The organism is Chryseobacterium pennae (assembly GCF_003385515.1).
Taxonomy (GTDB): Bacteria; Bacteroidota; Bacteroidia; order Flavobacteriales; family Weeksellaceae; genus Chryseobacterium; species Chryseobacterium pennae.
The window spans coordinates 61,756-77,786 of sequence record NZ_QNVT01000012.1 but is presented as its reverse complement, the minus strand read 5'-3'; the positions used below and the strand labels follow the sequence as shown (position 1 = coordinate 77,786).

At 37.7% G+C, this 16,031-nt stretch carries 21 protein-coding genes; 6 read left to right on the top strand and 15 right to left on the bottom strand.

Going from position 1 to position 16,031, the window contains the following annotated elements; all coding sequences use genetic code 11:
- Nucleotides 1–49: 49 nt before the first annotated feature.
- The 3 genes from DRF65_RS13810 to DRF65_RS28270 form a co-directional block, all read right to left on the bottom strand.
- Entirely contained in the window at nt 50–307 is a 258-nt protein-coding gene (locus DRF65_RS13810; RefSeq protein ID WP_115971347.1) for a hypothetical protein, read from the bottom strand.
- A 101-nt stretch (nt 308–408) separates the two neighbouring features.
- Entirely contained in the window at nt 409–858 is a 450-nt protein-coding gene (locus DRF65_RS29270) for a MauE/DoxX family redox-associated membrane protein (RefSeq protein ID WP_115971346.1), read from the bottom strand.
- 163 nt (nt 859–1,021) lie between these two features.
- On the bottom strand, nt 1,022–1,261 hold the full coding sequence (locus DRF65_RS28270) for a hypothetical protein (RefSeq protein ID WP_123947346.1): 240 nt from the start codon (nt 1,259–1,261) through the stop codon (nt 1,022–1,024).
- A gap of 380 nt (nt 1,262–1,641) precedes the next feature.
- On the opposite strand from DRF65_RS28270, the gene DRF65_RS13800 reads away from it, so the two are divergent.
- The 6 genes from DRF65_RS13800 (at nt 1,642) to DRF65_RS13775 (ending at nt 9,459) form a co-directional block, all read left to right on the top strand.
- Nucleotides 1,642–3,339, top strand: coding sequence for a helix-turn-helix domain-containing protein (locus DRF65_RS13800; protein WP_115971345.1), 1,698 nt, complete (start codon nt 1,642–1,644; stop codon nt 3,337–3,339).
- A gap of 585 nt (nt 3,340–3,924) precedes the next feature.
- Nucleotides 3,925–6,033 carry a type VI secretion system Vgr family protein gene (locus tag DRF65_RS13795; RefSeq protein ID WP_185148466.1) on the top strand — a complete coding sequence of 703 codons (2,109 nt, stop codon included), beginning with the start codon at nt 3,925–3,927 and terminating at the stop codon, nt 6,031–6,033.
- Nucleotides 6,034–6,043: 10 nt separating this feature from the next.
- Nucleotides 6,044–6,919, top strand: a complete 876-nt coding sequence (locus tag DRF65_RS13790; protein ID WP_123947345.1) for a hypothetical protein — start codon at nt 6,044–6,046, stop codon at nt 6,917–6,919.
- A 66-nt stretch (nt 6,920–6,985) separates the two neighbouring features.
- A complete protein-coding gene (locus DRF65_RS13785; RefSeq protein ID WP_123947344.1) occupies nt 6,986–7,261 on the top strand; it encodes a hypothetical protein in 276 nt (91 codons plus the stop codon).
- Between the two features lies 1 nt (nt 7,262).
- Nucleotides 7,263–8,870, top strand: a complete 1,608-nt coding sequence (locus DRF65_RS13780) for a polymorphic toxin type 15 domain-containing protein (protein WP_115971342.1) — start codon at nt 7,263–7,265, stop codon at nt 8,868–8,870.
- A gap of 31 nt (nt 8,871–8,901) precedes the next feature.
- Nucleotides 8,902–9,459 carry a T6SS immunity protein Tdi1 domain-containing protein gene (locus tag DRF65_RS13775; protein WP_115971341.1) on the top strand — a complete coding sequence of 186 codons (558 nt, stop codon included), beginning with the start codon at nt 8,902–8,904 and terminating at the stop codon, nt 9,457–9,459.
- Between the two features lie 111 nt (nt 9,460–9,570).
- Here the strand turns inward: DRF65_RS13775 and DRF65_RS13770 are convergent, their stop codons facing one another.
- The 12 genes from DRF65_RS13770 to DRF65_RS13720 all read right to left on the bottom strand — a co-directional run bounded on the left by DRF65_RS13770 (nt 9,571) and on the right by DRF65_RS13720 (nt 16,016).
- Nucleotides 9,571–10,395 (bottom strand): hypothetical protein, encoded by an 825-nt coding sequence (locus DRF65_RS13770; RefSeq protein WP_115971340.1) that lies wholly within the window; start codon nt 10,393–10,395, stop codon nt 9,571–9,573.
- A gap of 337 nt (nt 10,396–10,732) precedes the next feature.
- Nucleotides 10,733–11,545 carry a PRTRC system ThiF family protein gene (locus DRF65_RS13765; protein WP_115971339.1) on the bottom strand — a complete coding sequence of 271 codons (813 nt, stop codon included), beginning with the start codon at nt 11,543–11,545 and terminating at the stop codon, nt 10,733–10,735.
- Nucleotides 11,542–12,252 (bottom strand): PRTRC system protein B, encoded by a 711-nt coding sequence (locus tag DRF65_RS13760; protein WP_115971338.1) that lies wholly within the window; start codon nt 12,250–12,252, stop codon nt 11,542–11,544. The genes DRF65_RS13765 and DRF65_RS13760 overlap by 4 nt, the downstream gene beginning before the upstream one ends.
- Before the next feature lie 10 nt (nt 12,253–12,262).
- Nucleotides 12,263–13,003 (bottom strand): hypothetical protein, encoded by a 741-nt coding sequence (locus tag DRF65_RS28880; protein ID WP_228438691.1) that lies wholly within the window; start codon nt 13,001–13,003, stop codon nt 12,263–12,265.
- Nucleotides 13,004–13,227: 224 nt separating this feature from the next.
- Nucleotides 13,228–13,401, bottom strand: coding sequence for a hypothetical protein (locus DRF65_RS28875; protein WP_228438689.1), 174 nt, complete (start codon nt 13,399–13,401; stop codon nt 13,228–13,230).
- 24 nt (nt 13,402–13,425) lie between these two features.
- Nucleotides 13,426–13,641 carry a PRTRC system protein C gene (locus tag DRF65_RS13750; RefSeq protein ID WP_115971336.1) on the bottom strand — a complete coding sequence of 72 codons (216 nt, stop codon included), beginning with the start codon at nt 13,639–13,641 and terminating at the stop codon, nt 13,426–13,428.
- A 20-nt stretch (nt 13,642–13,661) separates the two neighbouring features.
- Nucleotides 13,662–14,252, bottom strand: a complete 591-nt coding sequence (locus DRF65_RS13745) for a PRTRC system protein E (protein ID WP_115971335.1) — start codon at nt 14,250–14,252, stop codon at nt 13,662–13,664.
- Complete coding sequence (locus DRF65_RS13740; RefSeq protein ID WP_115971334.1) at nt 14,242–14,607, bottom strand: hypothetical protein; 366 nt, start codon at nt 14,605–14,607, stop codon at nt 14,242–14,244. Before DRF65_RS13740 ends, DRF65_RS13745 begins: the two co-directional genes overlap by 11 nt.
- A gap of 3 nt (nt 14,608–14,610) precedes the next feature.
- On the bottom strand, nt 14,611–14,820 hold the full coding sequence (locus DRF65_RS13735; protein ID WP_115971333.1) for a hypothetical protein: 210 nt from the start codon (nt 14,818–14,820) through the stop codon (nt 14,611–14,613).
- Nucleotides 14,804–15,160 (bottom strand): penicillin-binding protein, encoded by a 357-nt coding sequence (locus DRF65_RS13730; RefSeq protein WP_115971332.1) that lies wholly within the window; start codon nt 15,158–15,160, stop codon nt 14,804–14,806. Before DRF65_RS13730 ends, DRF65_RS13735 begins: the two co-directional genes overlap by 17 nt.
- Complete coding sequence (locus DRF65_RS13725; protein WP_115971331.1) at nt 15,157–15,609, bottom strand: hypothetical protein; 453 nt, start codon at nt 15,607–15,609, stop codon at nt 15,157–15,159. Before DRF65_RS13725 ends, DRF65_RS13730 begins: the two co-directional genes overlap by 4 nt.
- Nucleotides 15,606–16,016, bottom strand: a complete 411-nt coding sequence (locus DRF65_RS13720; RefSeq protein ID WP_115971330.1) for a hypothetical protein — start codon at nt 16,014–16,016, stop codon at nt 15,606–15,608. The genes DRF65_RS13725 and DRF65_RS13720 overlap by 4 nt, the downstream gene beginning before the upstream one ends.
- Nucleotides 16,017–16,031 lie beyond the last annotated feature (15 nt).

The window sequence follows — 16,031 nt, the reverse complement described above, 5'->3', positions numbered from 1 at the left end:
AAAGGTATCCCTGAGGGATACCTTTTTTCAGTTTCAAATTTTATTATTCCTACTGTCTAACCCCAAATTTCTTATTGTTACCTGTAGGTTGTTGCGTTTCAATATTGTACTCCTGTGCGCAAAGCGGCGCCGCACCTTCGCAAGGATGTAGGGCAGGATCATAAACTCCCCCCATTGAACCGTCATTGTTTAAATAACGAATCTGTGTCGTTACCTTTGAATCTACTTTTGTTGGAGCAAAAGAAAATGCTGCGAATGAACCAATTGCAATTGCTGCAACTCCTAATGTTAATCGTAAATTTTTCATGATGTTGGTTGCTTTTATAAATCAAAAAGCATAAACTTTTAGTTTTTTGCCTACTCTGGAATTCAGGTTTTCGGCTTCCCCCGTTTTTGTAAATTTTAGTTTTAATTTGAAAGTGGTCTGATATGAGTGCTGTGTGGAGGGTGCTTTAAGGAAAACATGACCAGACCAATGATATTGATAGCAAGAATGATGAGGTTGAAGTACAGCTGATCATTCCAGTTCATCCAGTTAAACAATGCGATACATGAGCAGGGAATGCTAGGTGCAAACTTTAGAACATATATTAGGTATCCAGTGTAAAGAACCAGAACTACCATAGATGTAATTAATCCAAGTCTTCTCCAGCTTTTGTTTAATAGCATCAGAATAATTCCAGCGTGTACCAGTTGCAAAATGTAGGGTAGGAGATTACCGCCTGATGATAGTAAATATGCACCCCTGATCTGCCTTCCAAATGTTTCAAAATCGAAGACTTTACTAGCAAATGTATATACCCATGTGAGAATGAGAATAAATACCACTATTTCAGATATGATGTTTTTAATTCGCATAATATGATTTTTTGGTTCATGGAATAAGTTTCACTGCAATCCGTTGGAAGGCTCTATCGGATTTTTGATTTGACCAAATTTAAAGTGGTAAAATCATGCAAAACAAGAACTTGTGGTGCTAATTAGCGATTTGGTACGGTGCTAGTTTTTACGAACATGCCCATTACCAGTGATCCCTATCTTTCGGTGGTGGGTCTAATACTGTACTTTCATTCTCATTGAAATCATGATTTTGTGACGTTTGTACACTGTCCTTATTTGATCTTAAATAGTTTCTTTTCTCTTGGTTTTTAACCAGAGTAATTTGGTTTTCTGTCTGCTGATCCATGTCATCAATTCTGCAAGAATATATACTCGCAAATGCCAATAACATCAATGTGATTGAGATAATCGTTTTTTTCATAGTAATAAATTTTTGGATTATCTCGGCCGAGATTATTAGAATTCTGTGACCAAAGTATCAGTCTTTTGCCAACCACAAAACAAAATGCGGTGCTAGATCTCCGTTGAAGGGTATCATTTGATTTATTTTATTTAGTTAAGTGACTGAAAAAAAATAATCTACTGTTTCCAAAAATTTTTCAAAATAGTTCGAATTTTATGGCCTGTGCTAGATTTTACGAACATGTGCTAATTTTCACGAACATATGTTTTTGGGGAATATTTATGTTTTTAATTTATTGTAAATGAGATTATTGTAATTTATTTTAATAAATCTGTGATTATGGTTGCATAAAAATGTTGTATTAGTAAAATTTTCATAATTTTATATTAAACTTGACCATGAAACATATACCTAATCACTATTTGTTCATCATATTACTTTTTCTGTCCGAATTTATTTTTGCACAGAAGGAGAAATTGAGTGGTTATTATCTCATCCAACGGCATTATGTAAATCGAGCTGAAAATGATTCCACAGCCTTGCCACTAATCGCAAAAGTTATCAGAAAGGCTAAAGCTGAGAAAAACTATTTACAACTACAGCAAGGCTATAATGATGCCCTTTTTTATTCACCTAATCCTACTATTAAGTTAAAATATGCAGACAGTACCATTTATGCCGCGCATAAGTTGAATGATGATAAGGTGCTTGCCAAAGCTTACATGAGTAAAGGGATAGTATATTTTTATAATTTCAAAAAATACAGGCTGGCACTGACAGAATTTCTAAAAGCTAACGATAAAAGCTGTCACAGTAAGGATCCATACGCGCGAAATAAGATAAAATACTGGATTGCTGTTGTAAGAAGTTATATCGGATATCATGAAGAATCATTAAAAGGATTTAAGGAAACAACTGCTTTTTTTGAACGAGAGATTGAGAAAGATATGCATCCAAATTTAATGTATAATAATTTGATGGGCTATTACAATAGTCTTCATCAGTTGGCTATATGTTATAGGCATCTAAAAAACTATAAGGTTGCTGATTCAGTGATTGCCATTGGAATTTCCGCTACATATAAAAACCCCGATTACAAGTTGGAATATAGTTCATTCCTTAAAGAAAAAGGAATAAATAACTATATTAATAAGAACTATAAAGAGGCCATCAGTTCTTTAAGTGCATCATTACCAGAATTGAAAAATGTTAATGATTTTGGCTGGGCAGCAGCTGTGTATTCTTATTTGGGAAACTCACAGCTTGAACTTGGTCATATAGAAAATGCCATTTACAGTTTCAATAAAGTCGATTCTATTTTCAATAAACAAAATTTCTTACTTCCTGAAGTTCGTAATGTTTATGAAACTTTGATAACCCATTATGGCAAATTGAATAATACCGAAAGAACATTGTACTATACTAAACAGCTACTAAAATTGGATAAAAGGCTTGAGGAAGATTTTATTTATCTATCGTCCAACATACACCAGAATTATGATTCCAAGAAATTACTGAAGGAGAAGTCCATGCTGGAAAGAAATGGACTCTATGGAGCCATATTAGTTACAGTGCTCTCACTTTTGTTGATTATTGTTGGAGTATATAATGTGAAAATTAAATCAAAAGAAAGGAGCGTCAGTGTGCTATCAGAAAATAAATCTGGGGAAGTAATTGAGGAGGAGATTCAAAGCAGTACATTTAGAATCCGACAAATCAATAAATTAGAGATTCAAACAAAGATAGTGAATGATATTTTACAAAAGCTGGAGGAGTTTGAAAATAACCGCGATTTTTTGCAAAGTGGCGTAATTGTCCAAAAAGTGGCTGAGAAATTTCAAACAAGTCCAACTAATCTTTCCTATGTTATTAATGAGTATAAAGGAGCTAGTTTTAACCGTTATGTAAGTGAGCTTAGAATCAATTATATTACGGACAAGCTCAACACTGATCCAAAGTATTTAAGATATTCAATGGAGGCTTTAGCTGAAGAATGTGGAATAGCATCTCGAACTAATTTTTCCAATTTATTCCATGAGATCAATGGAATTCGACCTGTTGATTATATAAAAAAAAAGCTTGAAGATTTACAGTAGGATAGTGAGTAGACAATTTACTGAAACTTTCTCCGTAAAATCCCTGATGAAGAAATGGGGATTTCCCTGATGATCCAGATTTTTAGATAAAGTAATTTTATTACAATATAAAACCAAAGGGAGAAGGTTAGGTTAATTTTCATATTGCAAAATTGAATGTGGTCGCCAGATAACTAGCTAATCTAGTGTCTGGCGTTATTTTTTTATGATTTACGGAAACCCGTAAGGAAGATAAAAGATAAATTTATACATTAACCCAAATGCAAAAGTCGTAGAACTACGACACTTTTTAAAATAATGCCTAATTCATTTGTAGGTGAAATTTAGACGTGATATATTGCAATACTAAATCAATAAAAAAACTTATGAAAATTAAAGCCGAACAATCTAAAATAGTACTTATTGTAAGTAGTTAGAAAGAGTTTTAGTTCCCAACTAAATTCACTCCGACATTTTTCAAACCAGCTACGAAAGTAAATATCCTGCGGAGACCATGATTTACCAGCTGTGAGTTGACCTTAATAGTCTCATCTTATTTGGACTTGGTTCCAATCTGTAATCAACACAACCGAAAAAAATTATGTCATGTTTCAAGATGATAAGAATTTTCCCAAGAAAGGAGGAGATTCATTAAAAGGAGATATAGCCAAAAACATTCAGGAGGCAGCGACGAATATTCCGCTTTCCAATAAAACGCTTTCAAACGTAAAAACGGCAGCTAGCATGGCTCAGAGTTTTATGAACCAGCCTTTAATTCCTACGGCTCCCACCGTAATGCAGAATAAGATCTGGGCACAGCAACCCACATCTAAGATTTTCAATGCACAGGCAATTCCAGAAAATGCTATTGCTGGAATTAATCGTGTAGTGCGCCTCGACATCCATGTTGAAGGAAAACAAATTAAATATTTCAAGCATTTTAAATTAACGCAAAGTGCGACCAAACATCATGAATTTGAGCTTATTCTAGCTCATGATACCCTTGGCAATCCAGAGAATCATAATCTTGAGGAAGCTCAGAACCTTCTTGGAAAAAGGATTACGATAGTATTCAAATATAAGGATATTGAAGAAGGACCCGAACGAAACTTTGTGGGAGTAATTACAGAAGTTGGATTTAGCCAAGAAAAAGGGAGTCTTGGCAATCTGGTATTATCAGGCTTCAGTCCAACGATTTTATTAGATGCGGCACCACATATTCAAAGTTTTGGTGGAGCCCAACCGATGAGTCTTAATAGCATTGCTACGGAGGTGATTCAGCAGGGATTAGGACAAGGCAAATTTGATTTTAGAGTGGATGCAAAGCAAGGCAACGTACCTTACAGTTCTCAATATGAAGAAACCCATTACAATTATCTGGCGAGAATGGCAGAAGCGTATGGCGAACAATTTTTCTATGATGGAGAAGTATTGCATTTTGGACAGTTACCACCACAGGAGAAGCCTGTGAAGTTAACCTATGGTAGTAATCTGACCGATATCAAGGTTAAGATGAAGGCCCAGCATATCAAACCTTCGTTTTATGGCTATAACAGTAGTAAAAACGAGAAATTTAAAGGTGGTGATTCAAAAATCACTCACACTTCTGATATAGCAAAACGTGCTTACGAGATTTCTGAAAGAACATTTCAGACACCATCCTTACGCGTTGCTCCGATAAGAGCATCATCTTTTATGGATATTGATGCTTCTCAAAAAGGAACGGCTGGTAGCAAAGCTTCGGAAGTTTTTGTTACTGAGGGGAACACTACCGTACCATTTCTATATCCCGGTTGTATTGCTGACATTGAAATGAGGAAGACCGATTCTAGTGATACATCATATTTTACCAAATTATGGCTGATCGAAGTCACCCATGAAGTAGATGCGAGAGGATATTATGATGGATCATTTCAGGCAATAGCTTCTGATACGGGCTACATACCTAGACCGGAATTCACTATTCCAGTTGCAGAGCCACAATTTGGGAAGGTAATTTCTAATACGGATCCCCAAAATCAGGGTCGTGTACAGGTTCAGCTTGACTGGCAAAGTGGACAGGATACTACCGAATTCATCCGTGTGATGTCACCAGATGCGGGAAGTAGCGAAAAAGTTGGTAAAAACAGAGGGTTTATGTCTATACCTGAAGTCGGGGACCAAGTGATCGTAAACTTTGTTCATCTTCATCCTGACAGACCTTTTGTTATGGGCGGAATGTATCATGGTGGTATTGGAGCAGGTGGTGGTGAAGGAAATAATGTGATGAGCTTTAGTGGGCGCAGTGGTGCTGAGCTGAAATATGATAATGGCGCTGGTTCCATGAATCTGAAAGATCAAGGTGGCGCTAATATGAATTTTGATGGTGCAGGAAATGCTACAACGAATGCAAATACCAACCATACAGTAAACGCTGGTAGTACAAACGTGATAAATGTTGGTGGTAAAGATGGTGGTGGAGCCAATTCAATGCTTAAAATGGATGCAAGTGGAAACATCACTTTAGAATGTGATAAAAAAATCACTTTTAAGACAGGAAAAAGCACTATAACTCTGAATACCGATGGAACAATTCTAATAAATGGTAAAGTCGTCGGAGTTGGTGGAACTGATGGAGTCGGAATTAAAGGAGGCAAAGCAATTACTGTAAATTCCCCTAAAAATCATATTGCTGGCGAAACTAAAATGGACGGAGGAGATGTATTCGTTAACTAAAAACCAAACAATGAAGGAAAAGCAAATTCTTTTAAGGGAACCCTTTAATGAACAGTATACTCTTTTGATTGAATCAGAGATTAATGGTGTTGATGTATATGTGACATCTAAAGTGCAACTTCGGTTTGATTTCCATGTACTGAAGATTGAAGATAATCACATTGAAGTTAGAATAGTTCAGCTGGATAATAAACTGTTGGAAACTAATAGCCCTATGATAAAAGAGGTAGCGGTAGTAAGCCAGATATTTGGAAGAATGTATAATGAATTACATTTGATCCTCGATCAAAGCGGAAAAGTAATTTCAGTTCTCAATTATGATCTTATTCTTTCAAAATGGAAACAGACCAAGTCTGAAATGGACCAGCATATTGCGGGAAACCCTGATTTACAGCAGGCTATCATTCTCAATGATAATATTTTTACAGATCCAGAGAAAATAAAGATCGCAGTACAGGCAAATGAGTTCTTTCCTGTTTACTTCGGTAGTACATTTGGAATAAATCTTCCAGCCAGTAAGAGTATTTCGGGAACGAATATTTTCAATACAGCAAATATGACCTGGAATATGAAAATAGAGACGCCCGCATATCTTTCAAATCATAGTGAATCAATTAGAGTTGTGACACGATTTAATCCTAAGGACTCATTTACAAGTGGTTTTTATAACACTGCATATAAGCAATTTGAAGATAAAATAAATATAACGAACCTTAATGTACAGCTTGAGCAAACTGAGACACGCCAGTTAGATTTCAGTAATGGAAAATTGGAAAAAGCTATGATCAGTAAACGAGAGATTGTGGATGAAAAGAAGTTATACAATATTGTTAATTACAGTATGCTCAGTGATTCCGAACAGAAGAACGAGCTAAAAAAAGGATAAACACCACATAGTTACTTTTAGAAAAACAGTAATTAAAGGAACATCATAATAGCATAAATGAACAATATGAAAACGATTAAGAACTTAGATAAACCCAGTACGCTAATTGAAAGAAACAAATTATTTTCTTTTTTGGGACATACGCTCATTTTATCTTATTCCAAAGGGAAAGAGAATGGCATTTTGTGTGACAGCATTGGATTGCAGATAGATCAGCCAATACAAAATAAGGAATTAGAAGGGAGAAGAAAAATTGATTTTAGTATACAGCTAGTAACTGATGGAAGGAGAACTAGATTAGCTTGGAACAAAAGAATACGGATCTTAGAAAAAGTGATGTGAAATGGGAAATAAGATCATTACTGAAAAAGATTTCTGGAAATGTGATACTGGTGCTGTTCCAGCACAGTTTCAGTCCACGCAGATGACAGTAAAGAAGATATCCGGCGAGAAATACATTACTGTGAGAGATACAGCTACAAGTAGCTGGATAGATTTTGGCTGTACTAGATTGATGTTGATTTATGCTATCATAGCTGCTGCTGTGGTTGTAATTGCGGCAATGACAGTTGCTACTGGTGGTGCTGCTCTGATTGCTCTTGGCGCATTGGCTGGTTTAGCCGGTGCGGCATGGGGAGCTATAGTAGGTACATTATTATGTGGGCAGATTGCGGCAAAGGCTAGAAAATGGGTTGGTAGTAAAAAGGACTACATTGTTCAAGGTGTTCAAACAATTACTGGGGATCATATAATGACCTGTCCTGTTGGAGGTACTATAAAATTCGCACCCGAAATAAAAAGCTGGAGTCAGGCCGTAGCACTGGGCTTTGCAAATTATTTAGGAAAGTTGATGGAGGGGGCGATGGCAGGAGCGGCAATAGGAATGGCAGGCGCAGCAGTGGCCGGTGGAGCCGGTGCGTTTGCCAGCGGAGGAATGAGAGGTGTTGGGCAGGCTGCATGGCAGTTTGCTAAGTCAATGCCCAAGAATTTTCTGGTGAACGCTTATGAAAGTATTAAGGTATTTGGGCTTGGCCTTCGAGGTGTTATGGGAGCACAAAATGTTGCTTCTACATACGGAAATACTGGTGAAGCTAGTGGCTGGGATTTTTTAAAAGGAACTGTAGCTATGGAAACCGGAGCATGGGATTCGGCAAATGTCATTTATTCAGATATGACAGGCGGGGTAATGTTGGATGAAAATGGTAATCAAAAACATGCTGGCTGGCAAGATTATGTGGGAATGGCTTTGATGTTTTCACCAATTGGACAAGGTAAGCGAGACTTAGAAAATAAGTTAAAAAATGAACCCAAGGAACCTGTAAGAGACACTGAAGGACGGGCAGATGATGCTGAAGGTAATCGTGGAGATGAAGAAGGTAATACTAGGGCTGAAAATGTAGATGGAGAGGGACCGAGACAAGAAGAATCAGCTGCAGCCTACGCAGCAACGAGGATGGAATTAGTAACAGGAGACCCACCTTTCAGACGAAATCCAGATCACAATGCTGCGGAGTTTCAAAGACAAATTGAAGGACAAGAAGCAGGAATGAATAGTCTTACAGTTGAGGATTTTATTAATAATAGAGATGCATACTTGGAAAATGGTCGTTCACATGAGGGTAGTACTGCCCAACAACGATATAGAGAACAGTTTAAAGAGGGAATGATTGATGACCTGATGGAAAATGAGGGATTATCCTATGATGAAGCTGAAGCAAGAACAGATGCTTACATGAGTGACAAAGCAGCATTACATGACCCTGATCAAATTGCTGGGGGGCATGGAGATAATATAACAGGTTTAGGAGATTCAAGGGTAAACTCTTCATTAGGTAGCCAATGGAAAACAAGAATTAGAGAAATAGACAGACAAGTGCGAGAACAGGCTGCTGGTATGACTCCGGAGCAAAGAGCTAATACATACCTTAACATAAGATTGCCTTGGGAATAAAAAAAATAGTAAATTTGTTAAAAGTAAAAAAATGTTTGAAAAATTTGTAACAACATTTGGAGAAATTCAGAATAAGCAAGAAATTCCAAGAGATGCATTGAATTCAATTCAAAAACATCTTCCTGAAGATTTATTTTCCTTTATAGAAATAGGGGCAGGAAGTTATATGAATGGTTTTTTATGGACTGTGAATCCTGTTGAATATAAACAAATGCTTGATGAGGTATACGTTCCCTTGCAGGAACCGTCGATTTGTTTTGCTAGAGATGGTTTTGGTGGATTATACATTTGGGAGGATACCAGCGTTATTTATGTTGATATTAATCATTCCCGACAAGAAGTTCTTGGGAGAAAAGCAAATGTATTCTTTGATTTGAAAATGACAGACAGTGGCTTTTTGGATAAGAAATTACCATACAACAAATATTTAGAAGCAAAAGAAAACCTTGGGGATTTAGCATCAGATGAGTGCTTTGGCTATCAGCCTTTACTTGGCTTAGGGGGATCTGAGAAAAGCGAAAATCTTAGAATTGTCAAAGTTAAAGAGTACGTATCTATTATATCTCAAGCAATGGGTAAAATCCAGTAATTTGGACGATTCCCTGTTTATGGGTATTCAAGAACTTATCCTAGCCGTTTTGGGTTTTAATATAAAAGGGAGCAATCTTATCAGAGACTGTTCCTTTTTTAATCTTTCAGATCAACGTTTCAAGCCATTATTCTTACTTTTTAAAATTTTATTTTTTCCTGCTTCTGAAATAACTGCGATTAATTTCTGTTTTTCAAGATTCTTGATAATAATCTTGGGAATTACGGTATTCTGCCAAGGAATGACGCATGCTGTATGATGACATTTTAACCCCTTAAATTTTAAGTTTTGCATGTAGTTAAGACCAGCTTGGAGATTCCATCCGATACGGTCAAGTTCACTCTCAAAAGGGAAAGAAACAATAATCGTATCCTTGGGTACCTCCGTAATTTTATCGAGATCCAAAGGCATAAATTGATGAGTATTTGTATTAAATGGAATAACATACATTGAACTCTCCTGATCGTAATACGATTTTATTTCAGTCAGGCTGATGCCCTCTGAAAATGGGAAGCGTTGCGAAATCAATTGATCCGACTTAATATTAACATAGAATTTGTTTCCATGAATGTCCAGGGTCGGAAGTTTATTTTGGTTAACCCTTTTATGAAAAGCATCCTGATCAACCATGATCTGAAAATCGGACATTTTTTTAATTTCTTCCAGAGGAAGGTTATACTTGATGGACATTCCCAAAGGGTCAAGGTCCTTTAGTTGAGGAATGAATGTATTTGGTTCAACCAAATTAATCAACCATTCATAGTCTATATTTTTTGACTGTGGACAATAGCCAAATTCGTAACCCGCCTCGGAATCTTTCATTAGGGCAAAAGGGATTATGTTATGAACATCATATTTTTCCCGCAGTTCAAATTTATCAACATCAACCAAGAAATCAGTACCTTGAATATGGTAGGTAGGAAGCTCTCTTTTCATTTTAAATGAAATTAAGTATACAAAAATAAATCGCAACAAAAATGGCAATCATTAGGTTTAGGGAAGGAATATTGCATCAGATAGGTACAGATTTACCTGAAAAGTCCTAACCGAGGGTATTGATAAAGAATAGGGATATGGAAATTTATTACCTGTTTTAGAAATTATGACCAAACAAATAATTAAGATCCCTGAGACAACAGTAAAATAAAACAACCCGCAATCTGCGGCTGCATGGCAATGGGATAAGTAAGGGATGGAGTAGCAGATTGCACCGCTTCGCCAAACGGCCGTTGCGACCATCGGGAGCAACGGCCGTTTGGCCGCCGGCAATTTTTCAATTGCCGACAGATATGGGCTGAGTTTGAAAGTTTTTCAGGTTATGAAAGAAACCCCGATTTTCTGTCATTCCAAAAAGAAAGAGATTCCAGAGCAGGGAAGCCCCCATCTGTGCGAGTGAAGCGTTGATGAATAGATCCTGTTTTTGCAGTGATTCAGCCATTGAGCAGGATGGGGTATCGTCTTCGGGTTCTGCTTCTGTCATGAGTGTGCCGTATTCATCAATTATAGATGGGAGCGTCCCAAAGGTTTTGAATTTTTTAGAATCGGGCTGTTTAATTGTACCTACAGTGGATAGAATTGCCTGTCCACTATACTTGGTGTTACCTAGATCAAGCCAATATTTCGCCCTGTCCCTTCGGTATGAATACTGTTTATTCAGTTGCTTGATGATCTCAGCGATTTCAAATCGGGAAGCAACCGTATCTGTACAGGATACGTAAATAGATGCTCCCGCATTTTCGGGTATATTTCCGTCAATATCCCTTTGAAACTTTTGCGTTTCCGCTTTCCAGTTTGTCCCTGACCATCTGTTCAGACGGTTTATTATAGCCACCGATTTATTCAATCCCCTTTCGGATTCCGCAAAACGTTGTCGCCCGATGTTGGCACTGCTGATAATATCGTCGTCCCATAGGTGAACCTGAAGCCCTGGGTGACCAAGTTCGATAAGGCTGTGGTTAATTTCCATCAGACAGGTCATAAATTTAGAACCTGTTCCCCCTGCGCCGATCACATTCACACGGATCGGGTTGACAGGGTTCATTAATTCTTCATCCAAAAAATGGACATTTTGTTTTACGGTTTTCATCTTAATACATCTTTAAGTTTTTGGTTTGTTTTTATGAGCATATTTTCGGGGAAACATTTTTCAGAACCGCTGAGATCTTCCCACAGGAGTACACAATTGCCATTGACAGGATTATGTTCAGCCATTAAGTGACTGAAATAGCTGTTGAAAAAGTACGTTTCCCACAATTTCATCAGTTCCTTTACCGAACCTTTTTCTTCGGTCTGAACATCAACAGAACCTAAACATACATTACCACTTTCATTGACATTAAAGAAAGGTGCATAAAACAGTTGGCTATTCAAGGTCGGCTTTCTATGACCGATCAGCGCATAGACATTGAGGGATTTCCTGTCCGCTGTCCAGAGCATGGCAGGTGTATGGCAACGACCTGATGGAATACCAAGTGATTTCGTGAAATATAGGTTCCTGAACTGTGGCTTGGTATACCAGATTATTTTATCAGATTCTGCATCAAAATACAATAGATTGGCTGGTAAAATACCATCAGATGTTAGCTTATTGGCTTTATCCTTTTCCACCGTAAGCGATTCAGCTAATTTTATGGCTTCATGCACCGTGAGTGGATGCGCATTTATAGGAGCGCCATTTTTGTCCATATCATAGTATTCCACATAAGATTCATTCATAGCACTGTTGCATCGATAGAATACCAGTGCGGAAATGGGGCTATAATAGGTTTCAAATTGATTTGTAATATCTTTCATGACTTTCTATTTAAAAGTGAGTTTCCTGCCATAATATGATAAGGTCATTCAACCTCCCAAAAACATCTGTTTCAAAATCGAAGTTATCAGGGGGCTTTTCTGTGATATGGTAGGATGCAAAAATGACAGGTTCATCGATCGAAGAATATTCCTGCAATTCATCATTTGCAGTTTGAAAGAGTACGTTAAATAGTTCTCCTTTCGCAGAAGCACAGAAGGAAACATAGTCGTCGAGCATTACCGCTCTACCGTCCTCTATTTCTTCACGGTAGATCATGGGGTGATAGTTTCGATCAATCGGGGTTTTGCGATATTTCCGATAAATGGCGTAGAACCGTTCCGCAAGTAGGAGAGAAGACCTGTCAAAAGCTGATTTCGTCTTGAATGTGCGGACACGTTTTCCAAAACATTTAAGGTGTTCGGGATTGCCGATTAGCTCTTGAATATAATCTCCGATTAGCTTTGCGTCTTCGATCTGTCTGAAAGTTCGTTTTCCTGCACCATCGTTCTCTGCCCATTCTTCGAGTATTTCGTATAGATTGTTTAGGTAACAGCCTTCGTTTCTGTAATATGGTATTTTAAGGATCTGATAAAGGTAAGCATATACGGATAGCAATAATAATCCCGCTTTCTCAGTTTCTTTTCTATGCAAGATAGTATATAACGGAATCACAGGGATATAGTACAACGTCATATCTGTATCAAACCTGTTTTCTTTTGCAAAATACATAGAGCCGTTATCTTGTATCAATCGAACCTCCCTCCAGTCATTGGTTATTTTTTTGAGTTGCTTTTTTAGGTCAGCCAAAGAAACAGAAATATTGGAAGGGTAGGGTATATCGTCGGTAGCTATCGGGCTGATGCCAAATTTCTCCGAGATTATGGAGAGGGACTTGTAAAAGTCCTTCTCCATTTTATCTTTATTACAGTCTGCCACCACAGTTGATTCTAACAGTCTTGTATGGAATCGACTATTTAAAAAGGCATCGGGAGCATTGTTGGCGGTACAGATTTTCTCCTGTCTTTTAACAGTTCTGCCTGATCTTTTGGTCTTTTCATCCAATTTGAGAACTCGCCCAGATTGCGAAAGAGTGTAATCTGTTCCGTTGTCTTGGGTTGTTTTATCGGTTCGTGATATTTTCGTTGCATGATTCATCTGATTTGATTTTTATGTTATCCTTTTGTGCCGATTACTGTTTCAAAATAATACTGCACTGTATCATCCTTAATCTTTGGCTGTGAAATTTTTGCCGTGGTAAGTACAGGGTAGTTATTTGAATAGAAGTTCAGCACAGCCTGTACGCTCCATTTTGGTTCGGGATCGTTAAGCGTAATTTCCCGATCTTTTTCCTTGAGTATGAAAACTCGCTGTAGTGTTGTCAGTATCATATCGTTTTGATTTTAAGGGTTTATTCTTCTTCGTTGTTCATGTGTTCCGCTTCTTCTAATGTAGATACCTCCGTTCCTGCTTTCTGTTCCGGTTCAACTGTAAAGAGGTTTGACGCAAATTGCCTTTGATAAACTTCCTGTTTAGCCCTGATTGCCTTTTCGTTTTCGGGATGATCCGATACTTTTGGAAGAGCTGTCCATGCTTCCTTATATTTTCCTTCTTTCTCAAGGGTTTCTGCTTTTAGCCAGGCTTCATCATATTTTCTCTTTTTTGCATCATTTTCCTTTTTTTCCTTGTCTGCTTTCTGCTTTTCCATAGCGGAGTTAGCTTCGACTATTTCAAGCTGTTTAAGGAAGTTTTCCATATTGGAGAGCAGTCCGTCAGTTTTTTGGAGCGGTTTTTTGATGTGCTGAAAAAAGTGTTCATCCAGTTCGTCAGCAGTAGCTGTGATATTGAAAGGAACGATCAGGTTCTTGGCTTTATCACCACAGCTATCGTTTTCGATGAATATCGAGACAACCAATGTGGTTGGTGTTGCTTTGGCAATGGTTAGCATCAATTTGCTGTTGATGTCCATTTGTGAAATTTTGTTGAAAAAATTAGTTTCCATAATAAGTTGTTTTACGCTCGTTACTGCATTGGTTGATATATTCTTCGGAACAGCCTATTTTTCGTAGATCATCTTCATAGGTCTGTAGTTCCCTTTCAATCTCCTGTAGGCGTTCATCACCTGTAAGGAGCAGTCTGTCTGCGGTATGGTCTTTCAATGCTTTGATTATTCTCGCATAGAGTTCCCTCGTGTGTCTTCGCTGATCGGATAACTTTTTATTTTCCTGCACGAACAATTGGTAATTGGATAGAACGTCCATGAAAATAAAAGCCTCAATGATTTTCTTTTTCTTGAAATTTTCCACAAAACGGTTGTATAACCAATCGGTGAATTTGTATTTTATCGGTGTTTCCATTGTTTACGATTTAATGATCGGACTTTTAATATTTCTATCATAATTGATACGGTAGCCGTTCTGTTGAATTATCTTTTCAAGGCCGTCCCTCGCTGACTGTAGCGCTTCTGAATCCGCTGTGGAAATATTGAGGATATGAAGTGTTCCAAATTGGATTATCATCTCCGCAATGATGGTCAGCGCTTTGTATTCTGTATCAGCTCCCTTTTTCATGATCCTTTAAGTTTAATATTTGTACGTAGCTTGTATAGCGCTCTGTTATTTCTCTGCCTTTTCGGAAGACATCTTTCTGATAACTGTAATGTTCCTCGAACATTCGTATATCCTTTGTTTTAAGGTCAACCGTATAACGATAGCAGGCATTAGCCCTTCTTTCACCCATTGTGCAGTGTTTTTTTATCAGGGACATTTCCCTGTCTCCGTTGTCAAATGATAGGAGGGGCAATAAAATATCCTCTACGAAATAGCCCTGTTCGGGTGCGCTTGATCCATCCAGTACACAGATGAATTTTTCACCGTTACTCAGTGTGATATGCAGATTTGAACGTGTCATTTTTGTTGTAATTTGTGGTTTAAGATTTCTAATATTATTGCTAGGTCGAACTCTGCTGTCTGGTAGCCGACATCCTGTGAAGTCCTGTAATGAGCGATACCTTCATAGGTGAACAGGAGCGTTTGACTTTCCATGTATTCGTTGCCCGCATACAGATTCTCAATTTCTTCGGAATCGGCTTGCAAAAACACGATGTCCTTATCACCGAAAAAGTCTTCATACAGTGGACGGTCGGGTTCAATGTAGATCATGAATTTAGCTGATCCGTCCCTGTAACCGTCCTTTAGATCAAGCCCGATACCTGCGGATCTAGCAATTGCGAATATGCGTCTTGCATAGCGGAACCATTGTTCAGTTAGATTGATGATAGCAATCTCATAGTTTTTCCGATCACCGTAAGAATAAGCTTTGAGCATCATTTTATCTGTCATTCTTTCTGATGGTTTCATGATGCTGGTTTTAGATCGATCAATACCAATTTTTGCGCTCCGAAAAGCAGGTGTATTGCCTGTTTCAGCTTTAAAGGGCATTCGGCCTGTTCACTATAGTGTATCAGTGCATGAATGCTGAAAAGCGCATCATAACCGTCAAATAACTGATCCCGAAATGTCCGTTTATTACGGTACAACCTTGCACCGTTCTTGATATATCTTCGCTCAAAATTTGCGATCAGCCTATACCAAAAACCTGCATCAATTATCATTTCATTCCACTTCTTATATACTTCATCTTTGTTTGCGGTGAACAATTCAGCTTCTTTTTTTATAAACCCTGTTATTTCCTTTAACCTATCAGGGAATAGCTGTGCCAGTAGGTAGGCTCTTTCTGTATTTGTCATGTGGGCTAGTGCTTTCATACTATTGAGTTTAAA